Annotated in this window: 26 protein-coding genes and 1 riboswitch; of the genes, 11 read left to right on the top strand and 15 right to left on the bottom strand. The window is 70.6% G+C overall.

Annotated features, from left to right (window positions below; genetic code table 11):
• Positions 1–24: 24 nt before the first annotated feature.
• Positions 25–1,293 (top strand): phosphoribosylamine--glycine ligase, encoded by a 1,269-nt coding sequence (purD, locus tag GXW71_RS16845; RefSeq protein WP_211853700.1) that lies wholly within the window; start codon positions 25–27, stop codon positions 1,291–1,293.
• 226 nt (positions 1,294–1,519) lie between these two features.
• Here the strand turns inward: purD and ydfG are convergent, their stop codons facing one another.
• The 11 genes from ydfG to GXW71_RS16790 all read right to left on the bottom strand — a co-directional run bounded on the left by ydfG (position 1,520) and on the right by GXW71_RS16790 (position 10,980).
• Positions 1,520–2,269: a bifunctional NADP-dependent 3-hydroxy acid dehydrogenase/3-hydroxypropionate dehydrogenase YdfG gene (gene ydfG, locus GXW71_RS16840; protein WP_211853699.1), complete on the bottom strand. Its 750-nt coding sequence runs from the start codon at positions 2,267–2,269 to the stop codon at positions 1,520–1,522.
• Complete coding sequence (locus GXW71_RS16835; RefSeq protein ID WP_211853698.1) at positions 2,266–3,282, bottom strand: zinc-binding alcohol dehydrogenase family protein; 1,017 nt, start codon at positions 3,280–3,282, stop codon at positions 2,266–2,268. Before GXW71_RS16835 ends, ydfG begins: the two co-directional genes overlap by 4 nt.
• A gap of 206 nt (positions 3,283–3,488) precedes the next feature.
• Positions 3,489–4,205, bottom strand: coding sequence for a M48 family metallopeptidase (locus GXW71_RS16830; protein ID WP_211853697.1), 717 nt, complete (start codon positions 4,203–4,205; stop codon positions 3,489–3,491).
• A gap of 31 nt (positions 4,206–4,236) precedes the next feature.
• Complete coding sequence (locus GXW71_RS16825) at positions 4,237–4,551, bottom strand: cupin domain-containing protein (RefSeq protein ID WP_211853696.1); 315 nt, start codon at positions 4,549–4,551, stop codon at positions 4,237–4,239.
• A complete protein-coding gene (locus GXW71_RS16820) occupies positions 4,551–5,489 on the bottom strand; it encodes a dihydrodipicolinate synthase family protein (protein WP_211853695.1) in 939 nt (312 codons plus the stop codon). Before GXW71_RS16820 ends, GXW71_RS16825 begins: the two co-directional genes overlap by 1 nt.
• A 248-nt stretch (positions 5,490–5,737) precedes the next feature.
• The gene (locus GXW71_RS16815) at positions 5,738–6,208 is read right to left on the bottom strand and encodes a YcgN family cysteine cluster protein (RefSeq protein WP_211853694.1); all 471 of its coding nucleotides are present in this window, start codon (positions 6,206–6,208) and stop codon (positions 5,738–5,740) included.
• A 98-nt stretch (positions 6,209–6,306) separates the two neighbouring features.
• Positions 6,307–7,128, bottom strand: a complete 822-nt coding sequence (locus tag GXW71_RS16810) for a lipid-binding SYLF domain-containing protein (RefSeq protein ID WP_211853693.1) — start codon at positions 7,126–7,128, stop codon at positions 6,307–6,309.
• A 230-nt stretch (positions 7,129–7,358) separates the two neighbouring features.
• Entirely contained in the window at positions 7,359–8,030 is a 672-nt protein-coding gene (locus tag GXW71_RS16805) for a histidine phosphatase family protein (RefSeq protein WP_246526641.1), read from the bottom strand.
• Positions 8,030–8,875, bottom strand: coding sequence for an ABC transporter permease (locus GXW71_RS16800; protein WP_367617320.1), 846 nt, complete (start codon positions 8,873–8,875; stop codon positions 8,030–8,032). Before GXW71_RS16800 ends, GXW71_RS16805 begins: the two co-directional genes overlap by 1 nt.
• A 68-nt stretch (positions 8,876–8,943) precedes the next feature.
• Entirely contained in the window at positions 8,944–9,717 is a 774-nt protein-coding gene (locus GXW71_RS16795; RefSeq protein WP_211853691.1) for an ABC transporter ATP-binding protein, read from the bottom strand.
• A 63-nt stretch (positions 9,718–9,780) separates the two neighbouring features.
• Complete coding sequence (locus tag GXW71_RS16790) at positions 9,781–10,980, bottom strand: hypothetical protein (protein WP_211853690.1); 1,200 nt, start codon at positions 10,978–10,980, stop codon at positions 9,781–9,783.
• 359 nt (positions 10,981–11,339) lie between these two features.
• Between GXW71_RS16790 and rfaE1 the strand changes: the two genes are divergently transcribed.
• From rfaE1 to GXW71_RS16770, 4 genes are all read left to right on the top strand, one after another.
• A complete protein-coding gene (gene rfaE1, locus GXW71_RS16785; RefSeq protein ID WP_211853689.1) occupies positions 11,340–12,830 on the top strand; it encodes a D-glycero-beta-D-manno-heptose-7-phosphate kinase in 1,491 nt (496 codons plus the stop codon).
• 66 nt (positions 12,831–12,896) lie between these two features.
• Positions 12,897–12,988: riboswitch (TPP riboswitch) on the top strand.
• A gap of 75 nt (positions 12,989–13,063) precedes the next feature.
• Entirely contained in the window at positions 13,064–14,626 is a 1,563-nt protein-coding gene (locus GXW71_RS16780) for an ABC transporter substrate-binding protein (RefSeq protein WP_211853688.1), read from the top strand.
• An 88-nt stretch (positions 14,627–14,714) separates the two neighbouring features.
• On the top strand, positions 14,715–16,343 hold the full coding sequence (locus GXW71_RS16775; protein ID WP_211853687.1) for an ABC transporter substrate-binding protein: 1,629 nt from the start codon (positions 14,715–14,717) through the stop codon (positions 16,341–16,343).
• A gap of 218 nt (positions 16,344–16,561) precedes the next feature.
• A complete protein-coding gene (locus GXW71_RS16770; protein WP_211853686.1) occupies positions 16,562–17,695 on the top strand; it encodes a GGDEF domain-containing protein in 1,134 nt (377 codons plus the stop codon).
• A 117-nt stretch (positions 17,696–17,812) separates the two neighbouring features.
• Here GXW71_RS16770 and GXW71_RS16765 read toward each other — a convergent pair whose 3' ends face one another.
• Together GXW71_RS16765 and GXW71_RS16760 are read right to left on the bottom strand one after the other, a co-directional pair.
• Complete coding sequence (locus GXW71_RS16765; protein WP_211853685.1) at positions 17,813–18,988, bottom strand: acetyl-CoA C-acetyltransferase; 1,176 nt, start codon at positions 18,986–18,988, stop codon at positions 17,813–17,815.
• 70 nt (positions 18,989–19,058) lie between these two features.
• The gene (locus tag GXW71_RS16760; protein WP_211853684.1) at positions 19,059–20,282 is read right to left on the bottom strand and encodes an alpha/beta fold hydrolase; all 1,224 of its coding nucleotides are present in this window, start codon (positions 20,280–20,282) and stop codon (positions 19,059–19,061) included.
• A gap of 320 nt (positions 20,283–20,602) precedes the next feature.
• Here GXW71_RS16760 and phaR point away from each other — a divergent pair, with 320 nt between their 5' ends.
• Together phaR and GXW71_RS16750 are read left to right on the top strand one after the other, a co-directional pair.
• Entirely contained in the window at positions 20,603–21,217 is a 615-nt protein-coding gene (gene phaR / locus GXW71_RS16755; protein WP_211853683.1) for a polyhydroxyalkanoate synthesis repressor PhaR, read from the top strand.
• Positions 21,218–21,325: 108 nt separating this feature from the next.
• Positions 21,326–21,790 (top strand): helix-turn-helix domain-containing protein, encoded by a 465-nt coding sequence (locus GXW71_RS16750; protein WP_367617319.1) that lies wholly within the window; start codon positions 21,326–21,328, stop codon positions 21,788–21,790.
• A 181-nt stretch (positions 21,791–21,971) separates the two neighbouring features.
• Here the strand turns inward: GXW71_RS16750 and GXW71_RS16745 are convergent, their stop codons facing one another.
• On the bottom strand, positions 21,972–22,754 hold the full coding sequence (locus tag GXW71_RS16745; protein ID WP_211853682.1) for an enoyl-CoA hydratase/isomerase family protein: 783 nt from the start codon (positions 22,752–22,754) through the stop codon (positions 21,972–21,974).
• A gap of 52 nt (positions 22,755–22,806) precedes the next feature.
• Positions 22,807–23,250 carry a nucleoside deaminase gene (locus tag GXW71_RS16740; protein ID WP_211853681.1) on the bottom strand — a complete coding sequence of 148 codons (444 nt, stop codon included), beginning with the start codon at positions 23,248–23,250 and terminating at the stop codon, positions 22,807–22,809.
• Between the two features lie 75 nt (positions 23,251–23,325).
• Between GXW71_RS16740 and GXW71_RS16735 the strand changes: the two genes are divergently transcribed.
• From GXW71_RS16735 to GXW71_RS16720, 4 genes are read left to right on the top strand one after another with little or no spacing between them, the layout of a single operon-like run.
• On the top strand, positions 23,326–24,039 hold the full coding sequence (locus GXW71_RS16735; RefSeq protein ID WP_211853680.1) for a gamma-glutamyl-gamma-aminobutyrate hydrolase family protein: 714 nt from the start codon (positions 23,326–23,328) through the stop codon (positions 24,037–24,039).
• Complete coding sequence (locus GXW71_RS16730) at positions 24,036–24,980, top strand: pseudouridine synthase (protein WP_211853679.1); 945 nt, start codon at positions 24,036–24,038, stop codon at positions 24,978–24,980. The genes GXW71_RS16735 and GXW71_RS16730 overlap by 4 nt, the downstream gene beginning before the upstream one ends.
• 2 nt (positions 24,981–24,982) lie before the next feature.
• Positions 24,983–25,561: an RsmD family RNA methyltransferase gene (locus GXW71_RS16725; RefSeq protein WP_211853678.1), complete on the top strand. Its 579-nt coding sequence runs from the start codon at positions 24,983–24,985 to the stop codon at positions 25,559–25,561.
• 52 nt (positions 25,562–25,613) lie between these two features.
• Positions 25,614–26,582, top strand: a complete 969-nt coding sequence (locus GXW71_RS16720) for a Bug family tripartite tricarboxylate transporter substrate binding protein (RefSeq protein WP_211853677.1) — start codon at positions 25,614–25,616, stop codon at positions 26,580–26,582.
• The last annotated feature ends 5 nt before the right edge of the window (positions 26,583–26,587 follow it).

Raw genomic sequence — 26,587 nt, 5'->3', positions numbered from 1 at the left:
ATACGGAAACCAGGCGGAGTCGGCATGCGGGTGCTTCTGGTCGGCGGTGGCGGCCGCGAACATGCCCTGGCGACAGGAATTGCGGCCTCACCCAAACTGTCCAAGCTGTTCTGCGCCCCCGGCAATGCCGGGATCGCGGCGCTCGCCGAATGCGTCGCGATCGGCGCCGAGGACATCACGGCCCTGGTCGCCTTCGCCCGCGCGCAGGCGATCGACCTGGTCGTCGCGGGGCCCGAAGCGCCGCTGACGCTCGGCCTCGCCGATGCCTGCGCCGAAGCCGCCATCCCCTGCTTCGGCCCGACCGCCGCTGCCGCGCGGCTCGAAGGCAGCAAGACCTTCACCAAGGAAGTCGCCGACGCCGCGGAGGTGCCCACCGCCGCCTGGGCCCGCTTCGAGGACGCCGACGCCGCCCGCGCCTATATCCAGGAACGCGGCGCGCCGATCGTCGTGAAGGCCGATGGCCTCGCCGCCGGCAAGGGCGTCGTCGTCGCCGAGACCACCGAGGAAGCCGAGGTCGCGATCGCCGACTTCATGGAAAGCCGCGTGCACGGCGCCGCCGGCGCCAGCGTGGTGATCGAGGAATGCCTGATGGGTGAGGAGATCTCCTTCTTCGCCCTCTGCGACGGCACCCACGCCCTGCCCTTCGGCGCCGCCCAGGACCACAAGCGCGCCTTCGACGGCGATGCCGGGCCCAACACCGGCGGCATGGGCGCCTATTCCCCGCCCCCCGCCTTCACCGACGCGCTGCGCGACGAGGTGATGGCCCACTTCATCCGCCCCACCCTCGCCGAGATGGCCCGCCGCGGCACGCCCTTCCGCGGCGTGCTCTTCGCCGGCCTGATGCTGACCGCCCGCGGCCCGAAGCTCATCGAGTTCAACGTCCGCTTCGGCGACCCGGAATGCGAGGCGCTGATCCCCCGCCTCGACAGCGACCTGCTCGAGGCGCTCCACGCCGCCGCCACCGGCCGCCTCGCCGAGACCCGCCTCGCCTGGCGCCCCCTGCACAGCATGGTCGTCGTCATGGCGACCAAGGGCTATCCCGGCAACTACACCAAGGGCAGCACCATTCGCGGCCTCGATGCCGCCGCCGCCATCCCCAACACCCACATCTTCCACGCCGGCACCGCCACCAAGGACAGCGCCATCATCGCAACCGGCGGCCGCGTCCTCGCCATCACCGCCACCGGCACCACCCTCCGCGACGCCCGCGACACGGCCTACGCCGCCATCGACGCCATCGACTGGCCCGAAGGCTTCTGCCGCCGCGACATCGGCTGGCGCGCACTGGGGTGAGGTTGCGCCCCGGGAGGGGCTTTGCCCCTCCCGGACCCCACCCCACGAGGAGCCCACAGGCCCCTCGACCCCGTTTACTTTTGACGCCCTGATTGGGAAGGGGGTGTCCGGCGATCCGCCGGACACCCCCTTCCCAATCAGGGCACCAAGTGAAGCAGGTCCAGGAGCATCTATGCTCCTGGCGGGCGGGGTTCGGGGAGGGCAGAGCCCTCCCCGAGGCCACACCTCACCCCCGGTGCACGCGCAGCGGACCGAAGCTCTGGCTGACGGGCATGACTTGCAGGGTGTTGACGTTGACGCGGCTGGGGCGGGTCGCGACCCAGTGCACGGCGTCGGCGATGTCATCGGGGCTCAGGGCTTCGGTGTCGGCGTAGAGGGAGGCGGCTTTGGCGTGGTCGCCCTTGAAGCGCACGTTGGAGAATTCGGTGCCGCCGACGAGGCCGGGTTCGATGTCGGTGACGCGGATCTGGGTGCCGAACAGGTCGGCGCGCAGGTTCAGGCTGAACTGGCGGACGAAGGCCTTGGTGGCGCCGTAGACATTGCCGCCGGGATAGGGGAATTCGCCGGCCGTCGAGCCGATGTTCACGACGTGGCCACGGTTGCGCGCGACCATGCCGGGCAGCAGGGCGCGGGTCATGGTGACGAGGCCCTTGCAGTTGGTGTCGATCATCGCGTCCCAGTCGTCGAGATCGGCGCCCTGGGCGGGCTCGAGGCCGAGGGCGAGGCCGGCGTTGTTCACGAGGATATCGACCGCGGCCCAGGCTTCCGGCAGTGCCGCGATGGCGGCGAGGGTCGCGGCGCGGTCGCGGACGTCGAGCACCACCGGCAGCACGCGGTCGGCGCCGAGCTCGGCGCGGAGCGCGTCCAGGCGCTCGGCACGGCGGCCGGCGGCGATGATGCGGGCACCATCGGCCGCGAAGCGCCGCGCGATCGCGGCGCCGAAGCCGGCCGTCGCACCGGTGACGAAGACGATCATGCCGGGATCCTTTCCAGGACCACCTTGCCGATCATACGGCCGCCTTCGACGAGCTGGTGCGCTTCGGCGAGCGATGCGGCGTTCAGCGGGCCGAGATTGCGGGTCATGGTGTGGCGGAGCGCGCCGGCATCGATCATGTGCGCGACCTCCTCCAGCAGGTGGTGCTGGGCGACCATGTCGGGGGTGTGGTTCAGCGCGCGGGCGAACATCGCTTCGAAAGCGAGGAAGGCGGCCTTGGGACGGATGCGCTGCGCGTCGACGCCGCGCATCTCGTCGATCACGCAGATGCCGCCCTGCGGTGCCAGCGCGTCGGCCAGTGCGTTCCAGTGCTTCTCCGTCTGCGTCACCGAGAAGATGTAGGGCAGTCGCAGACCGAGCGCCTTGATCTGCGGCCCGAGGTCCTGGCTGTGGTCGAGGACGTGGTGTGCGCCCATCTGTTCGCACCAGGCGCGGGTTTCCGGACGCGATGCTGTCGTGATGACCTTGAGGCCGGTCAGACGCCGCGCGAGCTGCACCGCGATGGAGCCGACGCCGCCGGCGCCACCGGTGATCAGCACCGCATCGCCCGAGGGCGTGCCGCCGCGCGGGATGCGCAGCCGGTCGAACAGCGCTTCCCAGGCGGTGATGGAGGTCAGCGGCATGGCCGCTGCCTGGGCGAAGGAGAGGGATTTCGGCTTGTGACCGACGATCCGTTCGTCCACGAGCTGGAGTTGTGCGTTGCTGCCGGGCCGGTTCACGACGCCTGCGTAGAAGACCTCGTCGCCGACATGGAAGAAGGCGGCTTCCGGCCCGCGCGCGCGCACGATGCCGGCGGCATCGTAGCCGAGCACTCGCTTCTCGCCGGCCGGATCGGCCTTGGCGCGCAGCCGCGTGTCCACCGGGTTCACGCCGACCGCGCGGACCTCGACCAGGAGCTCATGGCCTTTCGGCTCCGGCGGATCCTCCAGCACGACATCGTCGAAGGCGTCCGGGTGATCGGCCGGATGGCAATGCGTGTAGGCGACGGCTTTCATCGATGTCTCCCTAGTGTCCTGCCCGCGAAGTTCGCTGCGCTTCGCAGCGAGCGGAGCGGACAAGCAGGCCACTGAAAACAAAGCCTAGTGTCTCGATTCCGAAGGCCGAAGGACTTCGGAATCGAGACACTAGAGCAGATCCTGCGTAGGCGAAATCGCCGGACCGGGTGAAGATGCTCGCCAAAATAAATTGCTCTATGTCCCGGTCAGCCGATCCTGAGCAGTGCGGGGCCGTGCTGACGGAGCCAGTCGACCGCGGCTTCGTGGTTCGGGCTCAGCCGCGCGACATGGGCCCAGAAGCGCGACGAATGGTTCAGTTCCCGCCGGTGCGCGACCTCATGCGCCACGACGTAGTCCAGCACCCAGTCGGGTGCCATCACCAGCCGCCAGGAGAAAGCGATGGTGCCATCCGGTGCGCAGCTTCCCCAGCGGCTTTTCGTATCCTTGAGGCGGATCGCCGGCACGGTCACCTCAAGCATCGCGGCGTGCTTCGCGATCAGCGGTGCGATGCGGCGCTTGGCTTCGGCGCGGAGCGCATCGGCGACACGGCGCGGCAGGAATTCCGGATGGCCGCCGACGACGATGGCACCGTCACCGACGCGGGAGCCACGCATCGCGGGATCGTGGCGGATGACATGCGGCTGGCCGCCGACCGGCACCTCGGCGCCCGGCGCGAAGACGCGGGGCGGCGCCAGCGCGCTGATGCGCTGCATGACCCAGGCGGCGTGTTCGTTCAGCAATGCCATGCCGGCGCGCCGCCCGGCACGCGGCGGCAGGGTGATGATGACGGCGCCCTGGCTCGGGTCGATGCGCAGGCTGACGCGCCGCGCCCGCGCCGAGCGCTTCCAGTGCACGACGCAAGGCAGCGGCCGCGTATAGGCCGGGATCCGGAGCGCGATCGTCTCGGGGGAAGGCAGATCCATGCGGCCAGAATGGCGCGCCGGACGCCCCGCGTCATCCAGGCAGATGTTTCAGTTCGATCTCCACGAAGGAGAGCGGCGCGGACCCGGCATTGACCACATTGTGCTCAACCCCGGCCGAGCGGGCGTAGGAAACGCCGGCCTTGAGGTCGGCGGTCGCCGTCTGGCCGCCGGGCAGTTCCAGCAGCAGGGTCCCGTCGGTCACCGGCACGACCACATAGGCCATGCCGTGGCGGTGGAAGCCGGTCTCCGCGCCGGGACCGAAGTCCCAACGCGTGACGCGGACATGCTCGTCATCCTGCTGCAGCACCGGCGTCGCCGGCTCCCTGCAACGCAAGGGCTCGCTCATTACTCGGCGGCCTTGGCGGGCGCGAGGCCGGGCAGCGGGATGGCCCCGGCGGCTTCCCAGGCGGCCCAGACCTTGGCCGCCTGCTCGGCGGTCAGCGGCAGATGCGGCGGGCGGATCACCCGCCAGCCGTCATCGCCGGTTGAGCGGGCGATGATCTCGCGGAGGCCGGAGATCAAGGGCACGGAGGTCGCGGCCTTGCGGGTCGCGACCAGCACCGCCTGCGCCGCATCGGCCTCGGCGCCGGTGCGCTTCGCGTAGACGATGCCGCCCCAATGGCTGTTGGCATTCGACGCCGCGGTGATGCAGCCGGCGCCGCCATCGGCCAGGATGCGCTGCAGGAACTCGTCGCTGCCCGAATAGACCTCGAACCCATCCTTGGCGAAAGCATCGACCATCGCCTTCATGTTCGCGTAGTCGCCGGAGCTGTCCTTCACGCCCTTGATGGCGCCCGGGAAGGCCTTCAACAGCCGGCCCAGCAGGTCGAGGCTGAAGGGCACCGCGCTCTGCTGCGGGAAATGGTAGAGGTAGATGGCGATGCCGCCGCCGACGCGGTTCACCACTTCGGAGAAATAGGCGAAGAGCCCGTCATCGCTCGGGCCCTTGTAGTAGAAGGGCGGCAGCACCAGCACGCCGCGGCAGCCCTGTGCCTTGGCATGCAGGGTGAGTTCCACGGTGTCGGAGAGGTTGGAGCAGCCGGTGCCCGGCATCAGCTTCGCCGCCGGGATGCCGCGAGCGATCAGCCCTTCCAGGATCTGCTTGCGCTCGGTCAGGCCGAAGGAATTTGCCTCCCCGGTGGTGCCGAGCATGCCGAGGCCGTTGCAGCCATTGGCCAGCAGCCAGCGCGCATGCGCCGCCATGCGGTCGAGGTCGGGCGAGAAGTCCGGCTTCATGGCGGTCAGGATGGCGGCGTTCACGCCGCCGAACAGGGCGTTCTGCATGGCTGGGCTCCTCTCTTCGATCTGGCGTCTTCGTGACCCTGGATCGGGCGCGCGTCAATCCGTGGGCTTGAGCGTGATGGTTCGAGGCCGATAGGCCGAAGAACCTGAATCACGCGATCAAACCCTTGAGCGTGATGGTTCGAGGCCGATAGGCCGAAGAATCTGAATCACGCGATCAAACCCTTGAGCGTGATGGTCGAGGCCGATAGGCCGAAGAACCTGAAATCACGCGATCAAACTCAAACTATTCAGCCACGGGGCCGCGCGGCTTTCGGCACCAGGCCTGGCCAGCGCACCACATGCTCCTCCAGCGGACCGGCATCGCGTTCGCGCACGGCCCGGCCGCGCACCGAGATCCCGGCCTCATGCACCGTCTCCGGCGTGCCGGAGACCAGCGGGTGCCACCACATCAGATCCTGGCCATCCGCCACCAGCCGATAGGCGCAGGTGGGCGGCAGCCAGTCGATGGCGGTGAGCTTCTTCGGCGTGAGCTTCACGCAATCCGGCACGCGCCGGCGGCGGTTCGCGTAGTCGGAGCATTGGCAACTGCGAGTGTCGAGCAGCCGGCAGGCGACCTCGGTCCAGGCGAGGCGCTCGGTCTCCTCGTCGCGCAGCTTGTGCAGGCAACAGCGGCCGCAGCCGTCGCAGAGGCTTTCCCATTCGGCGCGCGTCATGGCGTCGAGGGTCTTGGTCTTCCAGAAAGGGGGATCGTCGGGCACGGGCAGGCAAATTAGCGCGTCGCCCGGCCGGGGGCCATGCGCGAAGCCCCCGGGGAACAATCAATCCGCCGGCGCGAGGACCGGGGTGGTGCGTCGCTTCAGCGGCCGCGTGGCGGCGGCGACAGGCTTTCCTGGCCGACCCGGCCCGGCCCCGAGACGCCGGAGCCCCCGCTGCCGCCGCTTGCCGCCATCGGCCCGGCGCTCGGCGGCGGCAGCGCGGGCGCGGCGGCGGAACCGTCCGCCGGCTGGCTGAAGCGGATCAGGATGCCGCGCAGCGGGTCGCTGCCCGGGTTGTGCGCCTCCATGCCGACCACGATCTGCCGCGCCCCGAGTTCCCGGCCGTAGTAGCTGCGGTTCCAGGAGCTCTGTGCGCTGAGCAGCGATCCTTCGAGCGACAGGCCGGCAAAGAGGCCGCGCGTCCGGGCATAGGTGACGATGTCCGCCCCGACGGCCGCCGTGGTGGCGCCCGAGATGCCGGCGCCGAGATGGGCGAGCGAGACCGAGGCATCGGCGCCGAGCTTGAACTGGCTGTCGAGCACCGCGTTCAGCCCGCGATCGGTCAGGATGATCATCAGCACCGCCGCGTCCTGCACGCCGATCTGCAGGCCGAAGCTGCCACTGCCCATGGTGTAGAAGGCCGGCGACGACCAGGACCCGGCGCCGTCGCGCGCCATCAGCACGCAATCGCCGCCCTGGCCGCCGAAGATGAAGCCGGCGCGAAAGAGCTGCGGGCAGACCATCACTGCCCGCGCCCGCCGCAGCAGGCTGATCTGATCGCTGTTGCGCTCGATGCCGAGAATGTCCTGCACCGCGAGCGTGGCGCGATCGACAATGCTCTGCTGCTCGGCCTGCGCCATGGCATGCGGCGCAGCCAGGAGCATCATGCCCAGCAGCGCACCCAGGAAAGCGAGACGACGCATGAGCTTTTTCCCCCAACCCATTGTCCTCGCGTCCTTTTAGCCCTCGAATATGGACAAGTCCAAGGTTTTGAGGCGGCAATAAGCAACAGACGTCGTTCGGCAGGAATCAGCCGGGCGGGGAAGATGCCCGCAAAAACAACGGGCTGGAGCGGCGCGGCCGGGACGCCGCAAAACCGCGCCGGCGGGCACACGAAGTTGGGAAGGGCCGGAAGGCGCTTTTTTCCCGGCCGTCAGTCGGCCGCCGGCTCCGGCGTCCAGGGCTCCTCGTTGACGCTGGCGACGCGCCAATCCGGCCCGTGCTTCTCGATCCGGGTCAGGGAGAGGTTCTTGATCGAGAAGACCAGCGCCTGGTCCGGTGTCAGGCCCATCGCATGCGCCAGCATGGCCCGGATCGATCCGCCATGCGCCACGATCACCACGTCCTGCCCGGCGAGCAGGTCCGCGCGCCGCTCCAGCGCCGGCGCGACGCGGGCCTGCATCTCGGAGAAGCTCTCGCCGCCGGGCGGCTTCTCGAGCCCGGCATGCGGCCAGAAGGGGTGCGCCGGAGCGGAGAGCAGCGGCGGCAGCGCATCGTGCGGGAGGCCTTGCCATTCGCCCAGATGCTGTTCGGCGAAGGCGGGCTCGGCCTCCAGGGCCGCTTCCGGATAACCGGCGGCGAAGATCGCCGCGGCGGTCGCGCGGGTGCGGGAGAGGTTGGTGACGAACCAGCGCGCCGGGTTCGGCAGGCGCTGCGCGAGCCAGCGGTAGAGCGCCGCTTCCTCTCTGAGCGCCAGGTCGCAGAGCGCGACATCCATGGCCCCGTAGAGAAAGGCGCGGGAGGAGGGTTCGACCAGCGCGTGGCGGACGAGGAAGAATCGAGTGATCTGCACAGGTGGCGGTGTAGCGCGATTGAAGCCCGCCATCACTCCCCGATGTTGAGCAGCGCGCCCCGCACCCGCGCCCCTTCGAACTGGCGCATGAAGACCCAGGCCGCGACCGCCAGCCAGGCCGCATCGAGCAGGAAGGCATAGGCCAGGTGGTCCCAGGCCATGTGGCCGCCGATCAGCGCGCCGCGCATCCCTTCGAAGACATGCGCCGCCGGGATCGCGAGCGAGAAGGGCTGCAGCCAAGCGGGCAGCACCGAGACCGGGTAGAAGACCGCGGCGAAGGGCGTGATGCCGAACAGCACGCTCCAGGCGAGCGCCTCCGCTCCCGCGCCGTGACGGAGGATCAGCGCGGTGACCAGCATGGCGACCGCCCAGCCCATCATGATCAGCGCGGCGAAGAAGCCGACCACCGCGGGGCCCAGCGTGAAGATGCCGAAGCCATAGAGCAGCCAGGCGAGCAGCATCGCCGGCACCACGCCGACCGCGGTGCGGATCACGCTCATGGTCATCAGCGCCGCCACCAGTTCCCGCGGGCGCAGTGGCGAGACGAAGACATGGCCGAGGTTGCGCGACCAGATCTCCTCGAGGAAAGAGAGCGCGAAGCCCATCTGGCCGCGCAGCGCGATCTCCCACAACAGCACGGCGCCGAGCAACGCGCCGGCGGCGACGGCGCCGGTCCCCGGCTGCATGCCGGCGACATAGGTCGTGATGAAGCCCCAGACCACCATCTGCAGGATCGGCCAGTACATCAGCTCGACGAGGCGCGGCCAGGACCGGCGGTACAGCGCAACGTGGCGGTAGACCAGTCCCCAGATGCGGCGCAGCGACGCGCGAAGTGTGTCGTGGCGCGATCGATTGAGCTCTCCGCGTGTGTCGGACACGCGCCGTATGTCGCGGCGCGGCCGATTCAGATCTCCGCGGCCTTCGCTCCGATCATCGGGCGCGCCCATCACGTCACCTCCGCCGTCTCGGCGCGGGTGCCGCGCGCGATGTCGAGGAAGACCTGCTCCAGATCCTCCCGCCCGTAGCGGGCGATCAGCGCCTCCGGGCTGCCCTGATCCACGATCTTGCCTTCCTTCAGCATCAGCACATGGGCGCAGAGGCGCTCGACCTCCGCCATGTTGTGCGACGCCAGCAGGATCGCGCAGCCGCTCTCCGCCCGGTAGCGTTCGAGCCAACTCCTGACCCAGTCGCCGGTATCGGGATCGAGGCTCGCGGTCGGCTCGTCGAGCAGCAGCAGCGCGGGCCGGTTGATCAGCGCCTTGGCCAGCGCGACGCGGGTCTTCTGCCCGGCGGAGAGCTGCCCGGCGGGGCGGTCCAGCAGATCCCCGAGCTGCAGGTCGCGGGCGAGCTCGGCGATCCGCGCCTCGGTGTCGCTGATATCGTAGAGATGCGCGTAGATGCGCAGATTCTCCGCGACCGAGAGCCGATGCGGCAACGCGACATAGGGCGAGGAGAAATTCATCCGCGCGAGTGCGGCGAAGCGGTCGGTCGCCATGTCATGGCCGAGCGCCAGGACGCGCCCGCCGCTCGGCACCAGCAGGCCGAGCAGCATCGCGATGGTGGTGGTCTTGCCGGCGCCGTTGCCGCCGAGCAGCCCCCAGGTCGCGCCCTGCGGCAGGGTGAAGGACAGGCCATCCACCGCCGGCTTCGGCGGTGCGGCGCCCTTCCGCGCCGGGTAGGTCTTGGCCAGGTTTTCGATCAGCAGCGCGGGCGGGGTCATCGCCGGACCATATCGGCCCTCCGGCGCGGGTCGCCAAGCCGCAATGGCGTGACGGTGCGCTCCCTACAGATCCTGCACCAACTGCCGGCGCCGTTCGATCAGCCGGCCGGAGAAGAGGCGGAATCCCATCTCCCAGCCCCAGGCGATGGCCGCGGGGCGGTCGACGCCGGTCAGTATCATGCGGTTGCGGTCCCGCGGCAGCGCATCGGCGAGGGCGCGGGCCTCGGGCGAGCCCAAGGCCGGCAGCGCGGCGCTCCAGCCCAGGCAGAGCAGGCCGAAGCCGGCCGCCGCCACCCGGATCAGCGGCGGCTCCGCCGCGGCATCGATCTCGAGCGCCAGCCGAAGGCCGCGGCCGAGCAGGTCGGCCTGCAGCGGCGCGAAGCCTTCAGGATCGGCCAGCACATCCGCGATCGGCATCGCGATCGTCAGCCGTGCGCGCAGTGCCGCCGGCAGCAACGTGTCGAGGCGCAGGAATTCCTGGCTCAGCACCGCCTCGGGCGTCAGCGACAGGCAGCGGTCGCGCGGGCGGCGCAGCACGTCCGGCCGCGCCAGCCCGGCCAGCAGGCGGCGATCGGCGGCACAGCGCAGGCGCCGGTACAGATCGGGTGCCGCGCCCGGATCATGGTCGGGCAGCACCGCGGCGCACAGCGCCGCCATGTCGATGCGCCGCTCCTCCCAGCAGGGCTCCGGCGCGCCGCCGCCGGGCTCCAGCCGGCAGGCCCAGCCGCGGCGCAGCACCGGCTCGATATCGGCGATGGCGAGCACCTGTTCCGCCGCCTGCACGGCGGCCGCGTCGAGCACCGGACGACCGCCCATCGATGGGGCCGGCGGAGCCTCGCCCGCCAGGCCGAGCACGCTCTCGACCATCGCCATCACCGCGGCCGCCTGCTGCGGCAGGCGGAGCTGCTGCAGGAGCCCATCGACGGTGACGCCCTGCTGCCCGTCCAGCATCTCCCCGAAGGCCGCGCGGATGCGCGCCAGATGGTTGGCCGGCGGCGCTTCCACTGCCACCGCATCGCCATTCGGCAGATCGAAGACCTGGGCACGCGTCGCACGACGCAGCGGATACCAGACATCCTCGATGAGCCGGCGGTGATGGCCCCGGCGCTGCGCCGCCGTCAGCCCGGACAGACGGAGCAGCAGTACCTCCCGCTCCGCGCCGCAGGCCACGGCGTCGCGCACCAGCGCCGCGAGCTCGATCGCGCCGGGATTGGCGAAGGGCGACCGCGGCGGCCGATCGGGCATCACCCGGTGGGCCAGCATCGGTCCCCCGGCGGCATCGGCGCGGCGGAATCGCGCGGGAGGGGCATGGTACCTCGCATCCTGCAAGGGTTGGATCGCGAGGCTCCCATGGCGATGCTGAAGGAAGGATTAGGATGATTTTTTCGCCCTCAGGTGCCGGGCGGGGCGCATCCGCACCCCTTGGCTTCCGCGCTGTCAGGGCGCGCTGGCGGCAACGGTCGGTCGCGCGCGGGGCCGCATGCGCGGCCCCGGGGCATCGGCTTCGCCTCGCCCCGCAGGAACCAGGGGCGGCCTGCGGCCGCGGACTTGGGGCCTGGCGAAGAGGGGCGGCGCCGCGCCCCGCCTTGCGCCTTTGGTGACGGTTGGGCTACGCGATCCGGATGCAGCCAGCATCGCCGGCCGATCGGCCGCTCAGTGATCCCCCGGCTTCCGAGCTCGTCGAGGCGATTCGCACCCTGAAACGCGGCAGCGTGCTGGTGGTGGGTGACGCCATGCTCGACCGTTACGTCTACGGCGACGTGCGGCGCGTCAGCCCGGAAGCGCCGGTGCCGGTGCTGGCGGTGGAGCGCGAAGTGGCGATGCCGGGGGGCGCCGGCAATGTCGTGCGCAACCTCACCGCCGTCGGCACCGCGGTCGCCTTCGTCTCGGTGGTCGGCGACGACCAGTCGGGTAGCGATCTGACCGGCCTGATCGGCGGCCAGCCCGGGGTCGAGCCCTGGCTGCTGGTCCAGGGTGGCCGCGCCACCACAACCAAAACGCGATTCATCGCCGCCGGCCAGCAACTCCTGCGTGCCGACCACGAAATTGTCAGCCCGGTACATCCGCGGCTGGCCGACCGGCTGGTGCGGATCGCGTCGGACGCGATCGCGGCGACCGCGGTCATGGTGCTGTCGGACTACGGCAAGGGCGTGCTCAGTGCAGACACCGCGCAACGGCTGATCCAGGCGGCGCGTACCGCCGGGCGCCGGGTGCTGGTCGATCCCAAGGGGCGCGACTACAGCCGCTATGCCGGCGCCGACCTGATCACCCCGAACCGCGCCGAGCTCAGCGAAGCCACCGGCATGCCGGTCGACACCGAGGAGGCGATCGTCGCCGCCGCCCGCAAGGTCCAGGCCGAGTACGGCTTCAACGCCGTGCTGGTGACCCGCAGCGAGGATGGCATGACCCTCCTCGAAGGCGATGTCGTCCGCCACTTCCCGGCCGAGGCCGCGGAGGTGCACGACGTCTCCGGCGCTGGCGACACCGTCATGGCGTTGCTGTCCGCGGCACTCGCCGCTGGCCAGCCGCTGGCGGTCGCTGCGCGGCTGGCAAACATCGCGGCCGGGATCGTGGTCGGCAAGGTCGGCACCGCGGTCGCTCGCGACGAGGACCTGATCGAAGCGCTCTCGGTCGAGCGCGGCGCGCTCCGCAAGGTGTGCTCGCGCCCCGCCGCGCAGGAGCAGGTGGAGCGCTGGCGCCGACGCGGCTGGCGCATCGGCTTCACCAATGGCTGCTTCGACCTGCTGCACCCCGGCCATGTCCATCTGCTGGAACAGGCGCGGAGCTGGTGCGACCGGCTGGTGGTCGGGCTGAATTCGGACGCCAGCGTGAAGCGCCTGAAGGGCGCGGCCCGGCCGATCCAATCGGAGGCGGCGCGGGCGGCGGTGCTGGCGTCGCTGGCGAGCGTCGACTGCGTCACCGTCTTCGACGAGGACACGCCGGTCGACCTGATCCGCCTGCTGCGGCCGGAGGTGCTGGTGAAGGGCGCCGACTATACTGTCGAGCAGGTGGTGGGCGGCGACCTGATCGCCGAATGGGGCGGCCAGGTGCGGCTGGCCGAACTGCTCCCCGGGCAGAGCACCACGGCCACGGTGGCCCGTATCAAGGGTTGAGGTTGGCGACGGCTGCTGAAGCGCCACCCTTGCCCCCGCGCCGCCGCCGGCGCATGACTTCCGCGACACCTGGGGGAGCCCCGATCGGGGGCTGAGAGGCGGGGCGATCCCGCGACCCATGGAACCTGATCCGGTTAGGACCGGCGAAGGGAGCGGTGCGCGACCCCGGCTGAGCCCCGTGGATCATTGCCGTCTTCCGTCGCCCGCCATCCCGGGCGCCTGGAGGGAATGCGATGCGCCGTCGTCCACTGCTCGCCGCCGCGCTGGCCGCGGCATTGCCCGCGCCCGGCATCGCGCAGGGCATGCGCGCCCGCACGCTGCGCTTCATGCCGCAGGCGGCGCTGGCCGCGCTCGATCCGATGTTCAACCCGACGACGATCGTGACGACCCATGGCTGCTGCGTCTTCGACACGCTCTACGCGCCCGACGCCGCGCTGCGCCCGCGCCCGCAGATGGCGGCAGGGCACGAGGTCTCCGATGACGGCCGCACCTGGCGGATCCGCCTGCGCGACGGGCTCCGCTTCCATGACGGGGAGCCGGTACGGGCGCGGGACTGCATTGCCTCCATCCGCCGCTGGGCGGTGCGCGACCCCTTCGGGCAATTGCTGGCGGCGGTGGTCGCGGACTGGGTCGCGGCCGATGACCGCACCATCACGCTGCGGCTGACGCGGCCCTTCCCGGCGCTGCTCGACGCGCTGGCGAAGCCCGCCTCCTCCCCCTGCTTCATGCTGCCGGAGCGCACGGCGATGACCCCCGCCGATCGCCCGATCACCGACATGACCGGCAGCGGGCCGTGGAAATGGATCGCCGCCGACTACATCCAGGGCGCCCAGGCAGCCTATGCGAAGAACGACGCCTATCTGCCGCGCGACGAGCCGGCGGAGAGCGCCTCCGGCGGCAAGCGGGTGCATTTCGACCGGCTGGAGCTGGCCTGGATCCCCGATGGCGGCACCGCCGCCGCGGCACTGCAGACGGGCGAAATCGATTGGATCGAGTATCCGCTGCCCGACCTGGTGCCGGTGCTGCAGCGCGACCGCAACATCCGCACCCAGATCTACGACCTGAACGGCTTCCTGGGCTTCCTGCGCTTCAACCACCTGCATCCGCCCTTCGACGACGTGCGCGTGCGGCGGCTGATCCGCGACATCCTGCCGCAGAACGACTACATGGCCGCCGTCGCGATGCCGAACGACTGGCGCCAGTGCCATGCCATGTTCCCCTGCGGCCTGCCGGCGACCACCGAATTCCCGGCCGAGACCCGCGACCTCGATCGCACCCGCGCGGCGCTCCGTGACCTCGGCGCCTTCGCGCGGCCGATCGTGCACATCAACCCGACCGACTTTCCGGCCGTCACCCAGCAGGGCCGCGTCACCGCCGACCTGATGCGGCGGCTCGGTTTCCAGATCGACCTGGTGGAGGGGGACTGGGCGACCACCATCGCCCGCCGCGCCAAGCGCGAGGCGCCGGCACAGGGCGGCTGGAACCTGCACAACACCAACTTCCCCTCGGCCGGCATCCCGAACCCGGCGCTGAACCCGATCATCCGCATGCATGGCGAGCGCGCCTGGTTCGGCTGGCCGAGCGACGCCGGCGTCGAGGACGCGATGCGCGCCTGGGCCGAGGCGCCGGACGAGGACGCCCAGGCCGCCGCCATGGAGGAGCTGCAGCGCCGCGCCTGGGACGCCGTGCCCTTCGCGCCGACCGGCCTGTTCCGCCTGCGCACGGCCTTCCGCGCCGACCTCTCCGGCGTGCTGCAAGGCCCGAACCCGATGCTGTGGAACCTGCGGCGGGGATAGGTGGGGCAGGCGCATGCCGGGAGGGACGCGTCCTCCCGGCATGCCGCTTGCCAAGCCTCGGGCACACCATTCGCCCGGGGACCTCTCCATGCCGCTTTCCAGCCTTTCCCGCCGCGCCTTGCTCGGCGCCGGTGCCTTCGGCCTGGCCATGCCGCAGGCGGTGCCGGGCGCCCTTGCCCAAAGCGCGGGCGGGGAGCGGGTGCTGCGCTACGGCATCTCCATGGCCGATGTGCCGCTGACCACCGGCCAGCCGGACCGCGGCGCGGGCGCCTATCAGTTCACCGGCTACACGCTCTACGACCCGCTGGTCGCCTGGGAGATGGATGTGGCGGAGCGGCCGGGGAAGCTGGTGCCGGGCCTCGCGACCTCCTGGGAGGCGGATCCGGCGGACCGGACCAAATGGGTGTTCAAGCTGCGGCCGGGCGTGACCTTCCACGACGGCAGCGCCTTCGACGCCGATGCGGTGATCTGGAATTTCGAGAAGGTGCTGAACCCGCAGGCACCGCATTTCGACAACCGCCAATCCGCGCAGGTGCGGCCGCGCCTGCCCTCCGTCGCCTCCTGGCGGAAGCTCGATGCCATGACGGTCGAGGTCACGACGAAGGCCGTGGACAGCATCTTCCCCTACCAGATGCTGTGGTTCCTGATCTCCTCCCCCGCGCAATACGAAAAACTCGGGCGGAGTTGGGAGCGCTTCGCCAACGAGCCTTCCGGCACCGGGCCCTTCCGGATGGGGCGGCTGGTGCCGCGCGCCTCGGTGGAGCTCCTGAAGAACCCCGGCTACTGGAACCCGGCGCGGATGGCAAAGGCCGACCGCATCATCCTGGTCTGCGCGCCGGAGGCGGTGACGCGCAGCAACGCGCTGCTCACCGGCCAGGTGGACCTGATCGAGACGCCGGCGCCCGACGTGGTGGCGCGCCTGCGCCAGGGCGGCAGCCGCATCGTCGAGAACGTGACGCCGCATGTCTGGAACTACCACCTGTCGCTGCTGGAGGGCTCGCCCTGGCGCGACCTCCGGCTGCGAAAGGCCATGAACCTCGCGATCAACCGCGACGAGGTCGTGCAGCTCATGAACGGGCTGGCAAAGCCGGCGGCCGGCATGGTCGACCCCTCCTCGCCCTGGTTCGGCAATCCGAGCTTCCAGATCAAATACGATCCGGAGGAGGCGCGGCGGCTGGTGCAGGCGGCGGGCTTCTCCACCCGCAACCCGCTACGCACCAAGTTCCTGATCGCGACCGGCGGTTCGGGCCAGATGCTGTCGCTGCCGATCAACGAATACTGCCAGGCGGCCTTCCGCGAGATCGGCGTCGAGATCGAGTTCCAGGCGGTGGAGCTGGAGGTGCTCTACACCTGCTGGCGCCAGGGTGCGGCGGGCGAGCTGGCGCGCGGCGGCATCACCGCGAACAACGTCGCCTATGTCACCTCCGACCCGCTCTATGCGCTGGTGCGCTTCTTCCATTCCAACCAGATCGCGCCGACCGGCGTGAACTGGTCCCACTACCGCGACGCGGAGATGGACCGTCTGATCGACACCGCGCTCCGCACCTTCGACATGGAAGAGGTCGATCGACTGATGGCCAAGGTGCATGAGAAGGCGGTGGATGAGGCGCTGCTGGTCTATGTGGTGCACGACACCAACCCGCATGCGCTGGGGCGCAATGTGCGCGGCTACACCCAGGCGCAGCATTGGTTCCAGGATCTGACGACACTCGCCTGAGCTACGTCACGCGGGCTCGACGCAAGCGCCAGCCGGGCGCCTGCGTCGCGTCATCGTCCACCCACCGCAGAAGCCTCTTCCATCGACCTGCCTGATCCTTAACGGCGCTGGTGGACCCTCATGATATGAGAGGGCGTCTCAGGCGATGGGCTCGATACAGGTTGGACGACGCGACACCCAGAATCACGATGGCGCTGATTGGGCCTGGCGTTCTCTGCGTGTTCGGACTCGCCTTCCTATGGGCCTGGACGATCGAGAGGAAGCGGCACTACCTGCTTCTCCTGGCGGCGGCGCCCTGCCTCTTCGCCCTCGGCGTGATGATCCAGGTGTTCCACTGGCCGGCGAACACCGCGCCCAACGCCCTGCTATCCGCGCTCTTCTACACCTCGGCCGTGCTGCTGACGGCAGAGGCCATCCTGCGCCGATCCGGCAAGCGATTCGGATTGCGGACCGATGCCGCGATGCTCATCGCCGTGCTGGGTGGGCTTTGGTACTTCGCCTATATCGCGCCGAACACGCTGGTGCGCGTCTACATCCAGAATTTCGGCTATGGCGTCATCCTGCTCCTGGCGGCCCTGCGGCTTGTCCATCTCAGGCGGGGCGCCTGGATCGACCGCGCGCTCTTCTGGATATTGTCCGCTTTCGCGCTGCATTTCTTTCCGCGGACAGTCCTGACCATCGGCCTGAGCGCGCCCCCGACCGCAGGCGCCTTCGGGGCGTCACTGTTCTGGGCGACGCTGCATCTGTCGCTGGCGGTCCTGGGCGCTGGGCTCGCTCTGGCCATCCTGGCCGCCGCCTTGTCCGACCTGATCGAAGATCTCCGCCGCGAGCGCGATATCGACGGGCTGACCGGCATCCTCAACAGGCAGGGCTTCGAGAGCCGTGCCGCAGCCATCATCGCCGAGGCCGGGCGAACCCCCTGCACGCTGATCGCCTGTGACCTCGATCATTTCAAGCAGATCAATGACCGCCATGGCCATGCGGCCGGCGACCACGTCCTGAAGGCCTTCGGAAGGCTCCTTCGTCTCTCGGCCCGCGCAACGGATCTCGTCGGACGCATGGGAGGCGAGGAGTTTGCCGTTCTGCTCGCTGGCGCGACGCGGGACGGGGGCTTTGAATTCGCGGAGCGCCTGCGGATCGAATTGTCGGAGGCCGAATTCGAGTTCCTGCCCGCCTCGGGCGGCGTGACGGCAAGCCTCGGCATCGCGGAACTGAGGCCGGGCGAAAGCATGTCCCACCTCTTTGCCCGAGCCGACCGACGTCTCTACCAAGCCAAGGCGGCCGGCAGGAATCGGACAGTCGCCAAAGACAAGCTCTCAGGCCGAGGAGATCTGCGCACGGATCAGCGCTGATCGCTGCGCGGCGGACCGGCCCTGCTGAAGCGGAACAGGGATGGTGGAGCCATCCCTGTTCATACCCTTCGTCAGGTGCGTTCCACGCCCTTCGTCAGGTGCGTTCCACGCCCTTCGTCAGGTGCGTTCCACGCACATTGCAACCCCCATGCCGCCGCCGATGCAGAGCGTCGCCAGGCCGCGCTTGGCACCACGCTTCTGCATCTCGAACAGCAGGGTCGTCAGCACCCGCGCGCCGGAGGCGCCGATCGGGTGGCCGAGTGCCACCGCGCCGCCATTCACGTTCACGCGGGCCGGATCCCAGCCGAGGTCCTTGTTCACCGCACAGGCCTGCGCCGCGAAGGCCTCATTCGCCTCGATCAGGTCGAGCGTGTCTATGCTCCAGCCCGCCTTGGCCAGCGCCTTGCGCGATGCCGGGATCGGGCCGGTGCCCATGATCGAGGGATCGACGCCGGCGGTCGCCCAGCTCACGATCCGCGCCAGCGGCGCGACGCCGCGCTTCGCGGCCTGAGCCGCGCTCATCACCACCATCGCCGCGGCACCGTCATTGATGCCGGAGGCATTGCCGGCGGTCACCGTGCCGTCCTTGGAGAAGGCCGGGCGCAGCTTCTGCAGCACCTCGAGGCTGGTGTCGGGCCGGGGATATTCGTCATCGGAGACCACGACCTCGCCCTTGCGGGTCTTCACGGTGACCGGGACGATCTCGTCCCGGAAACGGCCGGACTTCATCGCTTCGCCGGCCTTGTGCTGGCTGGCGAGGGCGAAGCGGTCCTGCTCCTCGCGGGTGATCTGGTATTTGGTGGCGACGTTCTCGGCCGTGGTGCCCATGTGGTAGCCGTGGAAGGCATCCCAGAGCCCGTCCTTGATCATGGTGTCGACCAGCGCCAGGTCGCCCATCTTCTGCCCGGCGCGGAGCTGCTGGGCATGCGGCGCCTGGGTCATGCTCTCCTGCCCGCCGGCGACGATGATCTCGGCATCGCCGGTCGCGATCTGCTGGGCGGCGAGTGCCACCGCACGCAGGCCCGAGCCGCAGAGCTGGTTGATGCCGAAGGCGGTGTGCTCGACCGGGATGCCGGCATTGATCGAGGCCTGGCGGGCCGGGTTCTGGCCGGCGCCGGCGGTCAGGATCTGGCCGAGGATCACCTCGTTCACCTCCTGGGGCTGCACCCCGGCGCGCTCCAGCGCCGCCTTGATCGCGACGGTACCGAGCGCATGCGCGGTGAGGCCGGCAAAGGCGCCGTTGAAGGATCCGACCGGCGTGCGCGCGGCGGAAGCGATGACGATCTCGGTCATGACCGGTGTTCTCCCAACCTGGTTAGGGCAGAGTGTGGCCCTTCGCCCCCTGAGGCCACAAGTCCGCGGGCTACAGGCTGGCCACCCATTCCGCCAGCGGCCGCCAGAGCGCCGCCTCGGCGCCGCTGCCGGCGACCATGCCGACATGCCCCGCCGCCGCCTCATGCGCCCGGGCCCCGGGCATGGCCTGGGCGAGCGCCCGCGCCGAGGCCGGCGGCACGATCCGGTCGCGTGCGGGGATGGCGAGGAAAGCGGGCTTGCGCCAGGCCCCGGGGAGGACCGGCGCCCCGTCCACGCGCCAGGCGCCCGCCATGGTCTCGTTACGGCCATACCAGCCGCCGAGGCATTCGCGCGCCACCGGCGCCGCCAGCGGCACCCCGTCATTCAGCCAATCCTCGAGTGCCACGAAGAGGCGCGCGCGGCTGCTGCCGGGCGCCAGCCGGGCGAAGGCGCGGTACTTGGCCGCGATCCCGAAGGGGTCGAGGGCCGCGAACATCGCCTGGATGACATCGACCGGCAGGGTTCCGGTCGCGTCCAGCCAAGGATCGAGCAAGGGCGCCAGCGCCGCCATGCTGCGGACGGTCGCGCCCTCCTGCCCCTCCCCGGCGTGGAAATCCCAGGGGGTGGCGAGCAGCGCCAGCCCGCTGAGCCGCTCCGGCCGGCGCAGTGCCGCGGCCAGCGCGAGCAGCCCGCCCATGCAATACCCCGCCAGAACGAGCGGCCCCGGCAACGCCGCGAGCGCGCGATCGAGCCGGGCGATATAATCCGCGAGCGCGAAGCGGCGCTCCTGCTCCCCCGGCCAGCCCCAGTCCAGCAGCAGCGGGCGCATGCCCGTGCCCGCCAGATGGCGCAGCATCGATCGCTCCGGACTGAGGTCCAGCACGGTCGCGCGGTTGACGAGCGAAGGCACGAAGAGCACGGGCGTACCGGCGCCGCCGTAGTCGAGCACGCGGCTGCCGCCATCCTGCCAGAGCACCGGCATCTCCGGCTGGGCGGGGGCTGCGTCCTGGCGGCGATAGGCCAGCACACCGCCGAGGAAGCCGCCATCCTGGGTCATCAGGCGCCGCAGCACGGCGGCGCGGAAGGCCTCAGGCTTGTGTCCGGCGGCGGCGAGGGCGTGGGCGATCCGCGCCGCTTCCGCCCGGCCTGCCTTCGAGCGCGGCCAGGCGTCGTTCCAGCTCGGCGATGCGGCCGAGGAGGGCGGCGGCATCGGCGCCGTCAGGGCCAGCATCGCCCGCAGCGACGCCAGGCCGAGGTGCAGCGGCAGCGGGCGCGGGCCCCGGCGCGGGATCATGCGCAGCCGCCCGGCTGGCAAAGGCGCGCAGCAGCCCGGCCCAGGCGGCGGCGAGGTCCGGATCGGCGGCCAGCGCCGCCAGTTCGCTCTGCCAGAGCGCGATCCAATCCTCCGCCAGCCGATCGAGCGCCGCAGCATCGGGCGGGTCGGGCTGCTCCATGGCCGGGCGACATCCTTCGGGCCTTCCTCTTGGTGCCAGGATAGCGCCGGCGGGCAGCGCCGGGAACGCTGGGTGGGAAATATCCCGCAATGGCGCTTTCGCGCCGCACCAAAGCCCGGCTAGGCTCGCACTTCAAGGAAACGGGATCGGAAGCGAAGCCATGGCCCAGAACACTGCGGAGCGTGCCGAACCGGGCCCCCAGGCCCAACCCCCTGTGGTGGTCAAGAAATACGCCAACAGACGGCTCTACAATACCGAGAGCTCCTCCTACGTGACCTTGGAGGATCTGGCGAACATGGTCCGGCAGGGCCGCGACTTCGTGGTCTACGATGCCAAATCGGGCGACGACATCACCCGGTCCGTCCTGACCCAGATCATCGTCGAGGAAGAGAGCAAGGGACACAATCTGCTGCCCACCAGCTTCCTGCGGCAGCTCATCGGGTTCTACGGCGACAACCTGCAGGGCCTGGTGCCGCGCTATCTCGAATTCGCGATGGAGGGGTTCTCCCGCCAGCAGGAGCAGATGAAATCCGCCATGGAGCGGACCATGGGTGGCTTCATGCCCTTCACCCCGGGCCTCGGCAGCCTGGAGGAGCTCGGCAAGCAGAACATGGCGATGATGGAGCGCGCCATGTCGCTGTTCACGCCCTTCACTCGCGGCGCCGATGCGCCGCGTGACGAGGCGCAGACGGTCTCCGCGCTGGTTTCGGAAGTGGAGCGCCTGCGCACCCTGGTCGCCGAGCTGGAGGCCAAGTCCGGCGGCGGCAAGGCCTGATCATCGCCGGATCGCATTGGTTTGCGGGGCACTTTTCGCCCCGCTCATGCGCGTGTGAGTGGAAGCTTGGGCCGATAGGGCGCACTTCTGCGGGAAAGACCCACAGTTGTGGAGCCGCATTCCATGCCGAATCCTGCGCATCGCGTCGTGTCGGGCGCGTCGTCCGTCGGCGGATCCGTGCCTGAAGACCGCCAAAGCCATCGCGCCAATGCGGCCGACCACCATGTCGGGTCCCGCATCCGCGAACGCCGGGTCATGATGGGTCTGTCGCAGCAGCAACTGGCCAAGATGATCGGCGTCACCTATCAGCAGGCCCATAAATACGAACGGGGGCTGAACCGGATTTCCGCCGGACGCCTGTTCGAGATCGCCCAGGTGCTGGGCGTCCCGGTCTCCTGGTTCTTCGAGGGCCTGGCCGACGGCACGGAGACCCAGGAGATGTCGCACCGCCAGCGCATGTGCCTGGAACTCGCCCGCAACTTCGCCCTGATCGACAACGAGAAGCACCAGGAAGCGCTGAGCCAGATGGCCCGCGCCCTGGCAGCGCAATCCCAAACGCGCGCGCAGGATTGATTGGTCCTCAAGCGCCGGCGGCCGCATCCGCGGCCTTTGGCTTGCGCGCTGTCAGGGCGGCTTTGGCGACAGCGGTCGGTCGCGCGCGGGGCCGCATTCGTCCTCCGGAGCCTCGGCGAAGGAGGATCGGCTGCGCCTCGCTCCGCAGAAACCGGTGGCGGCCTGCGGCCGCTGGGTCCCGCTATTTTCCTTCGAACACTGGCTTGCGCTTCTCGACGAAGGCGCGGGCGGCGTTGGTGAAGTCCTGGGTATAGGCGAAGCTGCCCTCGGCTTGCCGATCGGCCTCGGTGATCGGCAGTTCGCCGCGCAGTTGCTGGAGCGCCCGCTTGTGGAAGCGCGCCGAGAGCGGTGAGCCCTGGGCGATCCGGCGCGCCAGCGCCTCGGCCTCGGCATGAACGGTGCCGTCCGCGACCAAGCGGGAAAGCAGGCCTTTGGCCAACGCCTCCTCCCCCGTGAAGACGCGACCTTCGATCAGGATCTCGGCGGCAACGGCATGGCCCACGATCTGCATGATCGGGTCGATCTCGTCATAGGCATAGAAGATGCCGAGGTTGCGCGCCGGGATGCCCACGCGGGTGGCGGGCGAGCCCACCCGGAAATCGCACATCGTCGCGATGCCGCAGCCGCCGCCCATGGTCCAGCCGGAACAGGCGGCGATGGTCGGATGCAGGCAGGTGCGGATGGCATGGAAGGCGCCATGGAGCTCCCGCCCATAGACCGCCTCACGCTCCGGCGTGCCGCGCTCGGTCGCGAAGGCAGCGATGTCGGCGCCGGCGCAGAAGGCCTCCTCCCCCGCGCCGCGCACGATCACGGCGCGCAGCGCCGTATTGGCGGAGGCCGCCGCGAAGGCCTCGCCAAGGGCGATCCACATCGGCAGCGAGAGCGCGTTCCGCTTCTCGGCCCGGTCCAGCAGGATGGTGGCGATGTCGCCCTCGATCGAGGTGCGGATGGCGTCGTGCGGCATGGCCAAGGCTTCGCCCGCGGCGCGCGGAAGGTCAACGGCTTCCTGGGCCGGGTCAGTCCCGCAATGCCGCGAAGAAGTCCCGCAGCAGGGCCGCGCAATCGGATTCGCGGTGGCCGCCGGTCACCTCCGGCACGTGATGGCAGGAGGTCGCCGCAAAAATCCGGGCGCCATGCTCGACACCCCCCGATTTCGGGTCATAGGCCCCAAAGGCGATGCGACGGATGCGGAACAGGCTGGCCGCCTGGGCGCACATCGGGCAGGGCTCCAGGGTCACGGTCAGAGTGCAGTCGGCCAGCCGCTTCTCCCCCCGCGCCGCGGCGGCTTCGCGCATGGCCAGCATCTCGGCATGGGCGGTCGGGTCCTGGCGGGCCTCCACCGCATTGCCGGCACGGGCCAGGACCCGGCCTTCGGCATCGGTGACGACGGCACCGACCGGCACCTCGCCACGGGCGCCGGCGGCGCGGGCTTCGGCCAGCGCGATCTCGATCGGGGTCATGGCGGCAATCTGCGGCCAGGCGGGGCGTCAGGGAAGGCTTGCCGGCACGCCCTCCCCGCCTCTACCACCACCACCATGACCCATCGTCCCATCATCGGCGTCACCCTCGATGCCGAGCAGCCCGGCGGCTATTCCAAGCTGCCCTGGTATGCGCTGCGCCAGAACTACTTCGCGGCGATCGTCGAGGCCGGCGGGTTGCCGATCGCGCTGCCGCACCATGCCGAGCTCGCAGAGGCCTATCTCGACGAGATCGACGGGCTGATGGTGACCGGCGGCGCCTTCGATGTGGACCCCGCACTCTACGGCGGCGGGCCGGCGCACCAGACGGTGGTGCTGAAATCCGGCCGCACCGATTTCGAGCTGGCGGCGACGCGCGGCGCCTTGGCGCGGGACATGCCGGTGCTGGGCATCTGCGGTGGCGAGCAGCTTCTGGCGGTCGCCCTCGGCGGCAGCCTGATCCAGCACATCCCGGACAGCGTGCCGCGGGCACTGGCGCATGAGCAGCCCAATCCGCGCACCGAGCCCGGGCATGAGGTCGCGATCGCCGAGGGCACCTTGCTGGCGCGCATCGTCGGACGGGCGCGCATGGCGGTGAACAGCGCGCATCACCAGGCGGTGGCGGCCGCCGGCGATGGCAGTGTGGTCAACGCGACGGCGCCCGACGGCGTCATCGAAGGCATCGAGAGCACGTCGCACCGCTTCGCGCTCGGCGTGCAATGGCACCCGGAATACGCGGTCGATGCCGCCGACCCGCTGATCCTTCGCGCCTTCGTCACGGCCTGCCGATGAGCGACGACGAGAAGCCGGACGCGCCGGCCACGCCGGAGACGCGCGAGGAACGCATCGCGCCGGAGGCGCGTGGGGAGCGGGTCGCGCCGGAGGCGCGCGGGGAACGCATCGCGAAGTGGCTGGCCCGCTGTGGCGTCGCGTCGCGCCGCGATGCGGAGGCGCTGATCGCCGAAGGCCGGGTCAGGCTCGAGAACAAGGTGGTCACCACGCCCGCCACCTTCATCAAGCCCGGCGACCTCGTCACCGTGGATGGCAAGATGGTGGCGGAGCCGGAGCGCACGCGGCTGTTCCGCTACCACAAGCCGGCCGGCCTCGTGACCACGCATCGCGACCCCGAGGGACGGCCGACCGTCTTCGACAACCTACCGGCCGGGCTGCCGCGGCTGGTCAGCGTCGGGCGGCTCGACCTCAATTCCGAAGGGCTGCTGCTGCTGACCAATGACGGCGCGCTGGCCCGCAAGCTCGAATTGCCGGCCAATGGCTGGCTGCGCCGCTACCGCGCCCGCGTGCATGGCGAGGTGGACGAGCGGGCGCTGGCCGCCCTGGCGAAGGGCGTCACCATCGAGGGCATCGCCTATGGCCCGATCGAGGCCGGGCTCGACAGCCGCCAGGGCACCAATGCCTGGCTGACGGTGGCACTCCGCGAGGGCAAGAACCGGGAGGTGCGGCGGGTGATGGCCCATCTCGGGCTCGGCGTGACCCGGCTGATCCGGGTCGCCTACGGTCCCTTCCAGCTCGGCCTGCTGCCGAAGGGCAGCGCCGAGGAGGTGAACGCCAAGGTGCTGCGCGAGCAGCTCGGCCTCGATGCGCCGCCGCGCCGGCATCAGCAGCCACCCGCGGCGCCGAAGCCCGCACCGGCCCCCGGCAGCACGCCGAGGAAGCCGCCGCGTGCCCGCAACGCCGGCCCACCACCGCGTGGGCAGCGGCGGCGCGAAGACTAGCGGTGCGAATCATCGCGGGCCACCTGCGCGGGCGGGTGCTGGCGGCGCCGCCAGGCCTCGCGACGCGCCCGACCGCGGAACGGCTGCGCCAGGCGGTGTTCGACATGCTTTGGCATGCGGATTGGCACGCGGACTCGAATGGCCGGGAATGGCTGGCGGCGCAGCGCGTGCTCGACGGCTTCGCCGGCACCGGCGCGCTGGGGCTGGAGGCGCTGTCGCGCGGCGCCGCCGGCGCCACATTCATCGAGAACGACCGCGCCGCGCTGGCGGCGCTGCGCGCCAATATCGCCGCCTGCCGGATGGAGGAGCGCGCCCGGGTGGTGGCGGGCGATGCGACGCGCCCGCCGCGCGCCATTGCGCCCTGCGGGCTGGTCTTCCTCGACCCGCCCTATGCGGAAGGGCTGATCCCACGCGCGACCGCGGCACTCATGGCCGCCGGCTGGATCGCCCCTGGCGCCGTGCTGGTCGCGGAGCATGCGCGGGAGGAGGCGCTGGGCCTCGACGGCTGGACGCCGCTCGCCACCCGCACGCATGGCGCCGGCGCCGTCAGCATCCTGCGCCGCGACAGCGCGGGAGCCTGATCCTCGGCACGGGCATTGCAGACCTCCGGCCGAACCACCGGAGACTCTCCCCATGCTGCGCCGCCTCGCCCTTTTGCTGTGCATCGCGACACCCGCCCTGGCGCAGCCTGCGCCGGAATCCGCTTGGCCGACCCGCACCGTCACCATCGTCGTGCCCTATGTGCCGGGCGGCCCATCTGACATCCTGGCCCGCGTGCTGGCCGCGCAACTGCCGGCGGCGATCGGCCAGAACGTCGTCGTCGAGAACCGCACCGGCGCCAACGGCGCCATCGCCGCGCAATACGTCGCGCGGCAGCCGCCCGACGGGCACACGCTCTTCGTCGGGCCGAGTGGCCTGCTCAGCATCACGCCCATCGTCAACACGCGCGCCGGCTTCGACCCGGAGCGCGACTTCACCCCGATCACCATCGCGATCACCGCGCCGAACCTGATGGTGGTGAACCCGGCGGTGCCGGCGCGCACGCTGCCCGAGCTGATCGCCTGGCTGCGCGCGCAGGACGGGCGGGCGAGCTATGGCAGTTCGGGCATCGGCTCCTCAGAGCATCTCGGGATGGAGCTGTTCCGCTTGCGCACGGGTGTGGAGGTGACGCACGTGCCCTATCCGGGCGGTGGTGCCGCGGTGACCGATATCGTGACCGGCACGCTGCCCTTCTCCTCCCTCAACATCGCGACCGTCGCGCCGCATGTGCAGGCGGGCCGGCTGGTCGCGATCGCGGTCGGCGGCACCGCGCGGCATCCGCTGCTGCCGGAGGTGCCGACCATGGCCGAGGCCGGGCTGCCCGGCTTCACCACCGGATCCTGGCATTCGATCGTGGCGCCGCGCGGCCTGAGCACAGCGCTGGCCACCCGCATCCACGCCGCGGTCACCGCCGCGCTGCAGCGGCCCGAAAGCGGGGAACGGCTGGCCGCCACCGGCTTCCAGGTGCAGGCCAGCAGCCGGGAGGCGCTGGCTGCGCTGATCCGCGACGACCTGGCGCAATGGCGGGAGGTGGTGCGGGCGGCGCAGGTCGTCGTCAACTGAGGCGT

The sequence above is a fragment of the Plastoroseomonas hellenica genome (genome assembly GCF_018129085.1).
In the GTDB taxonomy this organism is placed as follows: Bacteria; Pseudomonadota; Alphaproteobacteria; order Acetobacterales; family Acetobacteraceae; genus Plastoroseomonas; species Plastoroseomonas hellenica.
The sequence above is the reverse complement of the archived record's forward strand: the minus strand, read 5'-3'. Positions and strand labels throughout refer to the sequence as shown.

Bases quoted from the DNA above. Each gene is read 5' to 3' on its own strand.
- GXW71_RS16760 (WP_211853684.1), bottom strand. From the start codon at position 20,282: ATGATCCCGCGCCGGGGCCCGCGCCCGCTGCCGCTGCACCTCGGCCTG.
- GXW71_RS16775 (WP_211853687.1), top strand. From the start codon at position 14,715: ATGCCGCTTTCCAGCCTTTCCCGCCGCGCCTTGCTCGGCGCCGGTGCC.
- GXW71_RS16835 (WP_211853698.1), bottom strand. From the start codon at position 3,282: ATGAAAGCCGTCGCCTACACGCATTGCCATCCGGCCGATCACCCGGAC.
- GXW71_RS16795 (WP_211853691.1), bottom strand. From the start codon at position 9,717: ATGACCCCGCCCGCGCTGCTGATCGAAAACCTGGCCAAGACCTACCCG.
- GXW71_RS16790 (WP_211853690.1), bottom strand. From the start codon at position 10,980: ATGCTGGCCCACCGGGTGATGCCCGATCGGCCGCCGCGGTCGCCCTTC.
- GXW71_RS16805 (WP_246526641.1), bottom strand. From the start codon at position 8,030: ATGGCGGGCTTCAATCGCGCTACACCGCCACCTGTGCAGATCACTCGA.
- GXW71_RS16735 (WP_211853680.1), top strand. From the start codon at position 23,326: ATGACCCATCGTCCCATCATCGGCGTCACCCTCGATGCCGAGCAGCCC.
- phaR (WP_211853683.1), top strand. From the start codon at position 20,603: ATGGCCCAGAACACTGCGGAGCGTGCCGAACCGGGCCCCCAGGCCCAA.
- purD (WP_211853700.1), top strand. From the start codon at position 25: ATGCGGGTGCTTCTGGTCGGCGGTGGCGGCCGCGAACATGCCCTGGCG.
- GXW71_RS16765 (WP_211853685.1), bottom strand. From the start codon at position 18,988: ATGACCGAGATCGTCATCGCTTCCGCCGCGCGCACGCCGGTCGGATCC.
- ydfG (WP_211853699.1), bottom strand. From the start codon at position 2,269: ATGATCGTCTTCGTCACCGGTGCGACGGCCGGCTTCGGCGCCGCGATC.
- GXW71_RS16740 (WP_211853681.1), bottom strand. From the start codon at position 23,250: ATGACCCCGATCGAGATCGCGCTGGCCGAAGCCCGCGCCGCCGGCGCC.
- rfaE1 (WP_211853689.1), top strand. From the start codon at position 11,340: ATGCAGCCAGCATCGCCGGCCGATCGGCCGCTCAGTGATCCCCCGGCT.
- GXW71_RS16825 (WP_211853696.1), bottom strand. From the start codon at position 4,551: ATGAGCGAGCCCTTGCGTTGCAGGGAGCCGGCGACGCCGGTGCTGCAG.
- GXW71_RS16720 (WP_211853677.1), top strand. From the start codon at position 25,614: ATGCTGCGCCGCCTCGCCCTTTTGCTGTGCATCGCGACACCCGCCCTG.
- GXW71_RS16820 (WP_211853695.1), bottom strand. From the start codon at position 5,489: ATGCAGAACGCCCTGTTCGGCGGCGTGAACGCCGCCATCCTGACCGCC.
- GXW71_RS16810 (WP_211853693.1), bottom strand. From the start codon at position 7,128: ATGCGTCGTCTCGCTTTCCTGGGTGCGCTGCTGGGCATGATGCTCCTG.
- GXW71_RS16745 (WP_211853682.1), bottom strand. From the start codon at position 22,754: ATGCCGCACGACGCCATCCGCACCTCGATCGAGGGCGACATCGCCACC.
- GXW71_RS16780 (WP_211853688.1), top strand. From the start codon at position 13,064: ATGCGCCGTCGTCCACTGCTCGCCGCCGCGCTGGCCGCGGCATTGCCC.
- GXW71_RS16730 (WP_211853679.1), top strand. From the start codon at position 24,036: ATGAGCGACGACGAGAAGCCGGACGCGCCGGCCACGCCGGAGACGCGC.
- GXW71_RS16830 (WP_211853697.1), bottom strand. From the start codon at position 4,205: ATGGATCTGCCTTCCCCCGAGACGATCGCGCTCCGGATCCCGGCCTAT.